Raw genomic sequence first — 11,180 nt, forward strand, 5'->3', positions numbered from 1 at the left:
AATAAAAAAGTTCTTTCTTGAGTAAAAGCCTTTGTAACAGGTTAGGTTTGAAAAAATATTTATAGAAAAGAAAAAGCATGACAAATTTATGTCATGCTTTTTCTACAATTATTCAAGCGATATTTATCTGGAACATCTGGTATGAAGGTGCATTGTATATGGTAAAAACAATTTTCTGCTCGTTATTATTCTGATAAAACTTTAAGTTTAGAAAAAGAAGCGATAAGAACAAATCATTTTTTTCTAATTAATTCTTTTTTAGTATATAGGGAGCAGAAAAATTTTCGAACTTTTTCTCAAGGATAATAATATTCCTTCCGCAAATATATCCTTTTTATAATCATCAAAGATTTCAAAAGAAATTAAATAACCTGAGTCCCTATAAATATAGAACTCAGGTTGCTTAGTTGTGTTTTTTAAATCCTGTCTACTTAGCAGGGGGCACTGCATATGGAACGGAGCTTCTTTTTTTATTTTTGAATAATAAACTGTTAGGATTCAAATTTAACAATAAAGTATAGGCCGCTTTTTGAATTGTAAGAAAGCTAGTATAGCCATCAGTGAGTAATAGAAGTTATTAAAAAGCTAATTAAAGTTTGTAACAATTGATCAGAACAGTCTATGCTTTCTTTCTCATATACCTCGCTTCTAGTAGCCATTCTGTATAAAGTACCTAATAAGATATGAGTAATAGTTAAGGCAAGTAATCGAGAATCAATATCTTTACGGAATGAACCATCTTTTATTCCTTCTTCAATTAATTCTTGTAATGAGAATAAAGCTTGTCCCGTAATAGACGTATATTTTTCTTCTAATTCGGGTGTAGGATATGATTTTGAATAAAGTTGATCAAACAAACCTATGAAGCGAAACTGTGAGGGATTTTCTTTATATTGATGACTTATAAATTCAAACATGGCTTCCATCTTCTCAAAAGCATTGGTACCTTTTTGAACTTCTTCTTTCTCAGCTTCTAATAATTCGGTTAAAATTCTGATTTGAACATTAAATAAAATCTCATGAATGGATTTATAATATTTATAAAGTGTAACCCTACTAATTTTTGCATGCTTAACAATATCCACAATAGTAATATCCATTAATCCCTTTTCTAAGGCCAACTCTAATGCAACATCTAAAATTTGTTTTCTTCTAGCATTACGCATTTGTTCTAATTCTTGTTCCCATGTTGAGACCATTAATTTGCACTCCATATTGTAAATAGTTTTTAATTCATTAATATTATCCATTATTTTAATATGAAATAAATTACAAATCAATGGTAACCATAAGGTTTTTTGCTTATAAGTTAACGTAGGGTATCGGTTATTTATATTATATAGGCTATTAATGAAGAGGTAATAAAGGGTTATTTCTGGATACATATATAAGTTTATAAAATAGGTTGATATAAATTCATTTTAAGTAGTTCAAGTTAGAATAAAATTAACAAGTTTATTTACAAGATAAGAAATTACTTATAAAAGTACCTAGATGTTGCAATATTTGATCAGAATAGTTGATACTTTTCTTTTCAAGCATGGCATCTCTACTTGTTAACCTAAATAAAGTACCTAAAATGATATTGGTAATAGTTAAGGAAAGTATCCTAGAATCAATATCTTTACGGAACGATCCATTTTGAATGCCTTCTTCAATCAGTTCTTGTAAAACAAATAGAACTTGTCCTGTAATAGCTTTATATTTATCTTCTAATTCTGGTGGTGGATAGGATTTAGAGTCAAATAAATTAATAAAGTGGAACGGAGCAGAAGCTGTTTGATATTGATTAGTAATACATTTAAGCAATTGCTTTTTTTTTAAGGCATTATTTCCTTTTTGAACTTCTTCTTTCGCAACTTCTAATAAATCTAGTGAAAGTTTAATTTGAACACTAAATAAAATCTCATAAATAGATTTATAATATTTATAAAAGGTAACACTGTTAATTTTTACCTTATTAAGGGTATCGGAAATAGTGATATCCTTTAAATTTTTTTCTAAGGCTAATTCTAATGTAGCATCTAAAATTTTCTTTTTTTTAGTATTACTCTTGTGATTTAGATCTTTGCCCCATGTTGCTTCCATTAGTATACACTTCCCTATTATGAAAATTTATATTTCCTTATTAATTTCACTGAATCCTTTAATTTGAAATGAAATATAAATTAATTCTGTTTGTATATCTTTTGTATAATTTGAATGAAAACAGTATTGAAATACATAATTTATACTGAGTGGATTCAATAAACAAATATAGATGTTACATTAAAAGGAAAGGTGCTGGTTTAAGCACCTTCTTTTTAAAAATGTTTTTTATCATTTTTTGCTGATGAATAATTAATAGTTATTTAATAAATAAAATTAATATAATTACATGCTAAATGGGTTGTAAAACCATACTGTGTTACCGGTCCTATTTCCCCAGCCCATAAATGCCCAATTAATATATCCACCATCACCTTCGTTAGTAAATTTACCACTTTCAAATACCCAAATTCCATAAGTTATCCCATCATATACTGTTGTAGCAAAGAATTTAACACCTTGTAAATTGTAGTTGTAGCCTTGATTTAAGTTAAAAACCATAACATTGTATTGTTGACCTGCCCCATAAAATGCGGATTCTTTAACTCCTTTTACAAATCCTGCTCGGTTGGCGCTGCTATTAATAGAATCTCTAATCATATTAGCAATTCCTAAAACATCTACATTTACATTCAGATTGGCGCCAAAACTCTTTACAGATTTCTCGTTTTCTACCTTGTTTGAAAATTGTGGTTCAGTAGAGATATTATATTTTGGTTTTGAAACCTCAGCTGCACTCGCATTTGTTGATGTAAAAGCTATTACTCCTCCTAAACTGATAGTTCCTGCTAAAGCAATGTTTGATAATCTTCTTAATTTTTTCATTTAATAAGCCTCCTGAAATTTGATTGATTTCACAAACTATCATTTATAGAGTGTCCAAGGTGTTAACATCGTGTAAGTACTCTAATGGTTTGAATTATATACAGGGGATTACACGTTGTAAACCCTTTTTTAGTTTGGAATATTTTTTAGTTAATTAATATTTTCGTATTAAACTTTTAAAATATGTTTTTAGGTAAAGTCTACCTTAACAAATGATAATTTATAAAATTTAATAAGGGTTGACATTGAAAAAAGTTAAGTTTACTATTCGTATGTAATGTTTACACGATGTAAACACTTAAGACAATGAAAGGAGTAAAATTTTTAATAGGTGTAATAAAAAGTAATATTATTAATTTTAAAAAGGGGAGATAGAAAAAATGAAAGTAAAATCTTGTTTAGTAGGATTAAGTCTATCAGCAATTATTACATGTAGTAGTAACATCGCAGCTTCTGCGTCTAGTACAGAACAACCTATTGTTCTCGGATATACACTATATGGTACGTCCACAGATTCACTAAAAGTAACACAACCAGTAATGAATCAAGTATCAACAGATAGTTTTTTCTTTGATATAAATGGTAACATCCAAGGCGATGTACCTAGAGATGTATTGAATTATTCACAAAAAAACAAAATGAAAAGTTATGCAGCAGTGTCTAATTTTAATAATGATATTAATTACTTCGATTCTAAGCTAGCTCATGATGTTCTTGATAGCCAGGAAAAAAGAACAAACTTAATAAATAAAATGTATGATATGGTTGTTGAAAATCATTATGCAGGGGTAAATATTGATTTAGAAAATATTTATCCAGAAGATCGTGACTTACTTACTACCTTTGTAAAAGAGACATCTAAAAAATTCCATAGTTCAGGTCATTCTGTTATGGTATCGGTTCCAGCTAAAAATGAGGAAGATCGTGAGAATACATGGACATGGCCATTTGATTATGCCCAATTAGGTAAAAATGCAGATTTTCTTCAAGTAATGACTTACGATGAGCATGGTACATGGAGTGAACCAGGATCTACTATTAGTCAACCATGGTTAGAAGAAAATCTAGATTACACTACTAGAGTGGTAGATAATAAAAAAATTATTATGGGTATTCCTGCATACGGAAATGATTGGGATTTGAGTGATGAAAAGAATAGCAAAATGCTTGCTTGGAAGGATACAAATGCACTTATTCAAAAGACAAAAGCAAAACCGCGTCGTGATGCAGTGTCTGGTTCCATGGTGTTTACGTATACGGATAAAAATAATCATAAACATGAAGTTTGGTATGAGGATGAAACAAGTATTAAACAAAAAACTCATTATACAGTCACAAAGAATCTTGCCGGGGTTTCTGTTTATGCAATAGGACAAGAGAACAAGCAATTCTGGACAGCAGTCTCTAATGGTTTAAAATAAATTATTTAAATAGTATCAAGTTGCGTAAATACAAAAAATCTTTTCGGGGAGTACATATAAAAATGATTAATAAAAATAGAGTTGGAATAATATTAGCAACAACCATGTTAACGGGAGGGGCACTTTTCTCTTCCAATCTAACTACTCCAGTTGCAGCACAAGGCATTACAGAGAAAATTAGTAATCAACCAAGCAATTATATTGAATCAAATCCTCAATTTTCAAGGGCACAATCTATTGTTGTTAATTCTAGTTTCAACAAAGGTAATGATGGATGGATTGGAGGGTTTGCTGATTATCCAGTTGAAGATGAAGCCATCTATTATTTGAAATTCTCCAATAAATATTTACCAAAAGAAATAAACGATAAGAAAAATGGACTTTTCATTAGTGGTGTAAATAGAAGTGATGATTTATTTATGTTTACCAAGAAAAAATTAGATAAAAAGGTAAAATTAAAGCCAAATACAATTTACAGTTTAAATTTTGACTTTGATATTGCTACTAATGCAAATAAGAATGAATTTGGAGTAGGTGGGGCTCCAGGAGAAGCTGTTCATGTCAAGGTTGGAGCTACGACAAAGGAACCTTTACCACAGTTAGATAATTTAGGATATTACCGTATGAACATCGATAAAGGTAATCAAGCAATAGAAGGTAAAGATGCTTTCAATGTTGGAAACTTAGCAAAAGTTAGTGACAGTAATAATGAAAAATACGAATTGAAATCCTTTGATAATAAGAAAAGACCTTTTGTAGTGAAGACGGATAAAAGGGCTGAATTATGGTTATTTATTGGAACGGATTCAGGGTTTGAAAGTAAAACAAGTATCTATATTCCTCGAATTAAAATTACTTTAAATGAAATAAAGTAATTCGCAGGGGAGAGTTTAATATTTGTAAGTATAAAAACTGGTTAAGTATTGGGAGGTACTGACTCATGAAGCAGATTGAGGTGAGGAATTTACTTCCAATTTTTTTAGGGATTTGTGGTGCGTTCTTTTTTTCTTTTACATTTACAATTAATCGAGCGATGGAATTATCAGGCGGTAATTGGATATGGAGTGCGTCACTAAGATTTATTTTCATGACTCCATTCCTTTTACTTATTGTTATAAGTAGAAAAAAATTAAAGCAGCTATTACAAGTTATGAGAGAAAATCTAGGAACGTGGGTTCTTTGGAGTTTTGTAGGATTTTTCCTGTTTTACGCTCCGTTATGTTTTGCAGCTGCACATGCACCAGGATGGATAATTGCTGGAACATGGCAAATTACTATTATATCAGGAGCTTTATTAGCACCTTTTTTCATCCAAAACATTCAAACACCAGATGGACTTCGCAAGAAAAGAGGAGAAATACCAATAAAAGGGATGGGGATGTCACTTATTATTCTTCTTGGTATTGTGCTTATGCAAATGGAACAAGCGAAATCTCTTGCTGTAAAAGATATTTTTTTTGGTATTATCCCTGTTATTGTGGCTTCTTTTGCTTATCCATTAGGTAATCGCAAAATGATGGAGGTTTGTGGAGACCGTCTGGATACTTATCAACGTGTGCTTGGAATGACAATAGCGAGCTTACCATTTTGGTTTTTATTATCCTTGTATGGTTTTTTCACAACAGGAACGCCTAGTAAAGAACAAACCATACAATCTATCTTAGTTGCTACTTGTTCAGGTGTAATTGGAACTATTTTATTTTTCAAAGCAACTGAAATGGTAAGAGGAGATATGCAAAAACTAGCCACTGTTGAAGCGACACAATCTATGGAAGTACTTTTTGCTGTTATCGGAGAGTTAGTTTTATTACATTCTTCTGTTCCGTCTATTTTATCTTGGTGCGGTATGTTTATAATAATACTAGGAATGATGGCACACAGTTATGTTTCTTATAAAGGTGATATGACACCTCATCAAGGTAGAGTAGTGCCTAAATGATGTTTTAAAACTAATTTAATAATGTAGAGTGTATAGTATCCTTTAGTTAGTTTAGTCATATCTTTCTTATTTTTACTCATAAAATTCAAACTAAAGTTACAACGCTTATACAATCAGCGTAAAAAAGTAAATGAGAATAAACAGGTTTTACAAGAAAAACATTTGCACAAAGCTGACTAATAGACAATGTTTGTGGAGGATCTTATATGTTAGAAAGTTTATTGTTTTTCTTTGCTGTTGGAATTGCATGTGAACTTGCAGTAATTAACCTAAATGGTCGTAAGAAGATAAAACAACAAGCTGAAATAATACAGCTATTAAAAGAATTGAGTGAAAGAAAGAGATAATGACAAGTCGATAGGGGCTCTGTAGAAAAGTTTAGCTTACTTCTAAACTTTTTACAGAAATGGGGAAGGGAATGTGCAAAAACATTTTCCTTCCAGTCCCATTTTCCTTCATTATTATAAAAATTCATAAATCAACAAAAAACGCAGGAGGTTTTAAGTCCTGCGTTTTTGCTTTCCTTAATTAGCTGATAGAGGGATAGCGCCACATTGCTTTATTAAGAAACGAATCTTGCCTATGTTAGGACCCACATGGTGTGATACAGCTACATCCATTCTTTTTAGAGTAGGAGCTATGCATACAATTCAAAAGAATAAATTGATATACAAGATTATCCCATCCAAAATCAGGAAGAATTCATCCGTTAATTGTCTGAACTTTTAGCGAAAAATACAATTCTGGTAGGAAAATAAGCGTTTTATTGACTTTTATTTTCGAACCCTTAATATTATCCTCTAATAATACCAGTGTTCCCGATTTTTATTAGGGTTTTAATTTTTATATTAGAATTTGATATTTCGTTCCCCCAGTTTTTTTTGTGCAGTTTCCATTGCTGATATTGATTCGCTCTTGCATACATGCTAAGTCCGATCGGGTCAATTTTATTGCTTTGAATTTTTTTTATAATTTTATTCAATTCTTTATCAATAGATTTTGTTATTTGTCTTTCTAAAAGGCTAATAATTTTTCCTTGGTCATCATTGCTAGTAATTGTTGGACCATTAACTCCTTCAATAATAGACAATGCTATATCTAATTTTATATCAAATTGAAATTTATCATTTTTAAACCCAACATCAATTTGCCTATTAGCCTTTTCAATTAAAACACTTACAATTCTAGATTTGTCACTTGCCGAATCATTAAGAATAATATTCAATATCATACGCCCTTGTAGTTTTTCTTTTTTTAAGAGGGAGTATATGGGGACGTCTTTTGAAGGCAAACTTGTTACATACCTACTTGATTGATCAAAAAAAGCAATACCCTTTGTTTGAACTGCATTATTTTCTTTTTTTATAATTGGGATAGTTTGCGTCATTCCTTCTTCGTTTTTTTGTCTAAGGACTTCCTGAATATCAGAGGGAACTATCATGTTATCGTATAATGACGCTTGAATTATATCTTGTAGGTACATGGAAATAGAAAGATTATTAGGTGGCTTAATACTAAAAAAATCTCTTATCTGACCATCAACTTGAATTAATTTTATATTAGAAGTACTCGAGGGGTCTCGAACAATAGCGTCTAGTTTATTTGGCCAATTAGGTTGCTTAGTAAATTCTTTACCAATTAATAAGATTTGTGCTTTTGACGAAGTCAAATAGCCTGTTGTTTTTGTGTTTATTTTTGAAAAAGCACTATAAACAGAGGGTGCCTCTACGACTTCTTCAAATGTGTTTTTTTTGCTTTTCCCTTTAAAAACTGTTGTGCTGGTACCTACAATTAAATTTTTATTAGCACCTTTGTCAACACCAATTAATAAAATTAAGGCACCATTTTCCAAAGGTATTCTCGTGCTATAACCAGTGAAAAAAATAGCCACTATAATGAAACCAAATAGCCATTTTTTAGTCATTTTGCTTTCCTCCTAGTGGCAAACTTGAAGATATATGTGTAACCAAATAAAAAAATTGGTATTGTTATAAAGAAAACCAAATCAATGTGATTGATGAAAGAATAAATATTTAATAAATCCTTCACGTTAAATTTTATGATGACAAAAACTATAATTAACATGAAAATTAAACAACCAATAATATAGTTAGTTTTTATTTTTGGTAAAACATGTGAAACGATATATGTCGCAGAGAATAAGTAGGGAATAATGGTAGTGGAAAACATTAATAAATAATAAGCTACAAATAATATTTCAAGTCTTTCTAAAAAAGAAAAATGAACAACTTTTAATAAACTAAATACGGGCCAAATAACGGTTTTCATACCTTTTGGACTCATATGTATAAAGCATAAGATGGTAACATAAATCATTAGAAGCATTGATAGGGTATTTGCAATTAGGATACCTGAAATTGCTTTTTCTTTTTTCTTTAGAAATGGATATAGTATATATGCAATTTCTAAGCCGCTATAAGGATAAATTGTTTCTTTTAATCCTCTGAAAATTGGTAACCATCCTTCTTTAATAATTGGAAATAGATGTACTGGATAAAACCCTTCTTTCAATGCAAAAATAAGCAACCCAGGTAAAAATAAAGTAAGAAAAAATAATACCTCATTATATCTGTATACAGCGAATATACTATCCTTTGCCAATATATAAAAAGGTATGAGAAGTAATAAGGCAATCTGATAAGGCGGTGTATTAGGTAGAATCCATACAATTACGATATCAATACACCTTAATAGAGCGACGAAACCTGCCAGAATGAAATATATACAATAAGAAAAGAGTAAACAAGTCCCTAGCCATTTTCCGAAATATTGAATAAGTATACTTGGAAAATTCATATTTGGATTTTTTTTCATCGTTATAATAATGAGAATACCTATGACATTTGTGCATAGCCATCCTAAAATGATGGAGATCCAACCATCTGTTCCAGCAGTTCCTGCAATAATACTTGGTAAAACTAATATACCAGCAGCAGTTTGTATAGTATGAATCCCCAAGATGTATTGAAGAGGTGTTATATACTCCATTTTAGAATTCATCATTTGAATCACCTTTATTATATATCGTTCTTTTTTTTGTACTTTGTTTAGGTCGTCCTGTAGAAGAACGATTAGTAAGCATGGAAGTAGGGAAGCGAATAATAGTGTCTTTTAAATCTTTTAGATTAAAGGGAGATAAAGGTACAGTATAGGGTGTACCAAAAGATTTAAGTGTTACAGAATGTGCGACAAGTACCATAACGACACAAACAATCCCCACTATACCGTATAGAAAAGCAAAGAACATCATGGGAAAGCGTATTAAACGAATGGAACTAGATAAATCATAATTAGGAATAATAAAGGAAGCGATAGCAGTAATGGATACAATAATCACCATAATATTACTTACAATCCCCGCTTGAACAGCTGCTTGACCGATAACGATTCCACCCACGATGCCGATTGTTTGTCCAATAGGCTGTGGCAAGCGTACCCCAGCTTCACGTAGCATTTCTAATGTTATCTCCATAATAATTGCTTCCATTATAGGTGAAAATGGAACTTTCACCCTCGACTGAGCAATCGATGTATATAAATCTAAAGGAATGACTTCAAAATGAAAAGATACAATAGCTATATACATAGCTGGCAGTAGAGTGGCAATCAAGAAACCCAAAAAGCGCAGTAAACGCAAAAAGGATGCCACAAACCAATGAAGAGAATAATCATCTGGTAGATTAAAAAAACCAGCTAAGTTTATAGGAACAACCATAGCACTTGGAGAACGATCAATTAAAATAGCAACCTTACCATCGAGAATTTGACTGGCGATAACGTCTGGTCTTTCACTTAATAAAGTTTGTGGAAATGGCGTATAAGTATTGTCACTTATATAGTGAGAAAGCTCTCCAATACCAATTATTGTATCGGTATCGATATTTTGTATTCTACTTTCTGCTTCATGTATGACAGTATCGTTTGCAACATCTCCTAAATATATAATAAAAACAGAAGTGGCTGCTCTTTCACCTATATTTATTTTTTTGATTTTTAATTCGACAGAAGGAATATAACGCCGAATTAATCCTATATTTTTCGATGCATTTTCTACAAATCCGTCATGTGATCCCTTAATTGTAGACTCACTAATAGGTTCTTGAATGGCTCTTTCAGCCCAGCCTTTTGTATTAATAGCCATTGCTCCTAAATGATCTTTCATAAATAAAACACTTTGCCCTTCTAATAAACAATCTATAACTTCATTCCAACTCCAGATTTCTTTTGTATAGGCAGCAATAATATTAGATTCAAAAATTTTTTGACTACCACTAGTGTTCTCTAATATTGGTTTAATAACATTGTCTTTTAATGCGATACCATCTGTTAGTCCTTCAAAGTAATACAGTATAAATTCATCATCACTTTTTAATTGGTGTTCAATCAGGTCAGCACTTTGATTAAATATTTTATTGACTATTTTTTTATTAATAGCTAATTCCACGGAATTAATATTGCCTAGATCGTTTTTCACCTTTTTAGTATTTTGCTTAGAGAATTTCATGATTTTCACCTTTTTAACATTTGTGATTTTATTATGAGTAGTGCACCTTAGTTATATACCATTTTTTAGGGGGGGATTTGTGAAAGAAAGATAAGAAGAATTGACTTTTATAATCGAAGATGTAACAGGCAGCGTATAGTTGGATACATAAATATGATAAGGAGTGGTTGGAAAAATATCTGCCTCCTGTGAGATATAAACATAAAAATAGTAATCAATATTATATGAAAATGGATAATAAATTTTTATTGAATGCTAAAGAGGTTATCTCTAACTGGACTGTATTTGAGAGGGAAAGGGGAGGATTGCAGAGAATTACAAAACATGCTCTTATTAAGCAAACGGGAATATTAATTTAAAAAAACTATGAAGCATAAAAAAA

10 protein-coding genes are annotated in these 11,180 nt (G+C 30.7%); 4 read left to right on the forward strand and 6 right to left on the reverse strand.

Features of this window, described 5'->3' with window-relative positions; translation table 11 throughout:
* Positions 1–557: 557 nt before the first annotated feature.
* The 3 genes from MR113_RS25470 to MR113_RS25480 all read right to left on the reverse strand — a co-directional run bounded on the left by MR113_RS25470 (position 558) and on the right by MR113_RS25480 (position 2,913).
* A complete protein-coding gene (locus MR113_RS25470) occupies positions 558–1,199 on the reverse strand; it encodes a TetR/AcrR family transcriptional regulator (protein WP_242257284.1) in 642 nt (213 codons plus the stop codon).
* Between the two features lie 256 nt (positions 1,200–1,455).
* Positions 1,456–2,088: a TetR/AcrR family transcriptional regulator gene (locus MR113_RS25475; protein ID WP_242257285.1), complete on the reverse strand. Its 633-nt coding sequence runs from the start codon at positions 2,086–2,088 to the stop codon at positions 1,456–1,458.
* 285 nt (positions 2,089–2,373) lie between these two features.
* A complete protein-coding gene (locus tag MR113_RS25480) occupies positions 2,374–2,913 on the reverse strand; it encodes a stress protein (RefSeq protein WP_242257286.1) in 540 nt (179 codons plus the stop codon).
* A 380-nt stretch (positions 2,914–3,293) separates the two neighbouring features.
* On the opposite strand from MR113_RS25480, the gene MR113_RS25485 reads away from it, so the two are divergent.
* From MR113_RS25485 to MR113_RS25500, 4 genes are all read left to right on the forward strand, one after another.
* The gene (locus MR113_RS25485) at positions 3,294–4,334 is read left to right on the forward strand and encodes a glycosyl hydrolase family 18 protein (protein ID WP_242257287.1); all 1,041 of its coding nucleotides are present in this window, start codon (positions 3,294–3,296) and stop codon (positions 4,332–4,334) included.
* A gap of 62 nt (positions 4,335–4,396) precedes the next feature.
* On the forward strand, positions 4,397–5,209 hold the full coding sequence (locus tag MR113_RS25490) for a hypothetical protein (RefSeq protein ID WP_242257288.1): 813 nt from the start codon (positions 4,397–4,399) through the stop codon (positions 5,207–5,209).
* Between the two features lie 65 nt (positions 5,210–5,274).
* On the forward strand, positions 5,275–6,273 hold the full coding sequence (locus tag MR113_RS25495) for a DMT family transporter (protein ID WP_242257289.1): 999 nt from the start codon (positions 5,275–5,277) through the stop codon (positions 6,271–6,273).
* Between the two features lie 206 nt (positions 6,274–6,479).
* Positions 6,480–6,620: a YrzO family protein gene (locus MR113_RS25500; protein ID WP_088045704.1), complete on the forward strand. Its 141-nt coding sequence runs from the start codon at positions 6,480–6,482 to the stop codon at positions 6,618–6,620.
* A 446-nt stretch (positions 6,621–7,066) separates the two neighbouring features.
* Here the strand turns inward: MR113_RS25500 and MR113_RS25505 are convergent, their stop codons facing one another.
* Genes MR113_RS25505 through MR113_RS25515 form a run of 3 tightly spaced genes read right to left on the reverse strand, consistent with a single transcriptional unit; the run spans position 7,067 to position 10,798 of the window.
* Positions 7,067–8,197 carry a Ger(x)C family spore germination protein gene (locus MR113_RS25505; protein WP_242257290.1) on the reverse strand — a complete coding sequence of 377 codons (1,131 nt, stop codon included), beginning with the start codon at positions 8,195–8,197 and terminating at the stop codon, positions 7,067–7,069.
* Positions 8,194–9,297 (reverse strand): GerAB/ArcD/ProY family transporter, encoded by a 1,104-nt coding sequence (locus tag MR113_RS25510; RefSeq protein WP_242257291.1) that lies wholly within the window; start codon positions 9,295–9,297, stop codon positions 8,194–8,196. Before MR113_RS25510 ends, MR113_RS25505 begins: the two co-directional genes overlap by 4 nt.
* The gene (locus tag MR113_RS25515) at positions 9,284–10,798 is read right to left on the reverse strand and encodes a spore germination protein (protein WP_088045698.1); all 1,515 of its coding nucleotides are present in this window, start codon (positions 10,796–10,798) and stop codon (positions 9,284–9,286) included. The genes MR113_RS25510 and MR113_RS25515 overlap by 14 nt, the downstream gene beginning before the upstream one ends.
* Between the last annotated feature and the right edge of the window lie 382 nt (positions 10,799–11,180).

This window comes from Bacillus cereus group sp. BfR-BA-01379, from assembly GCF_022663605.1.
GTDB lineage: Bacteria > Bacillota > Bacilli > Bacillales > Bacillaceae_G > Bacillus_A > Bacillus_A mobilis.

Excerpts from the sequence above, each read along its gene's own strand:
- MR113_RS25470 (WP_242257284.1), bottom strand. The coding sequence starts at position 1,199 with ATGGTCTCAACATGGGAACAAGAATTAGAACAAATGCGTAATGCTAGA.
- MR113_RS25475 (WP_242257285.1), bottom strand. The coding sequence starts at position 2,088 with ATGGAAGCAACATGGGGCAAAGATCTAAATCACAAGAGTAATACTAAA.
- MR113_RS25480 (WP_242257286.1), bottom strand. The coding sequence starts at position 2,913 with ATGAAAAAATTAAGAAGATTATCAAACATTGCTTTAGCAGGAACTATC.
- MR113_RS25485 (WP_242257287.1), top strand. The coding sequence starts at position 3,294 with ATGAAAGTAAAATCTTGTTTAGTAGGATTAAGTCTATCAGCAATTATT.
- MR113_RS25490 (WP_242257288.1), top strand. The coding sequence starts at position 4,397 with ATGATTAATAAAAATAGAGTTGGAATAATATTAGCAACAACCATGTTA.
- MR113_RS25495 (WP_242257289.1), top strand. The coding sequence starts at position 5,275 with ATGAAGCAGATTGAGGTGAGGAATTTACTTCCAATTTTTTTAGGGATT.
- MR113_RS25500 (WP_088045704.1), top strand. The coding sequence starts at position 6,480 with ATGTTAGAAAGTTTATTGTTTTTCTTTGCTGTTGGAATTGCATGTGAA.
- MR113_RS25505 (WP_242257290.1), bottom strand. The coding sequence starts at position 8,197 with ATGACTAAAAAATGGCTATTTGGTTTCATTATAGTGGCTATTTTTTTC.
- MR113_RS25510 (WP_242257291.1), bottom strand. The coding sequence starts at position 9,297 with ATGATGAATTCTAAAATGGAGTATATAACACCTCTTCAATACATCTTG.
- MR113_RS25515 (WP_088045698.1), bottom strand. The coding sequence starts at position 10,798 with ATGAAATTCTCTAAGCAAAATACTAAAAAGGTGAAAAACGATCTAGGC.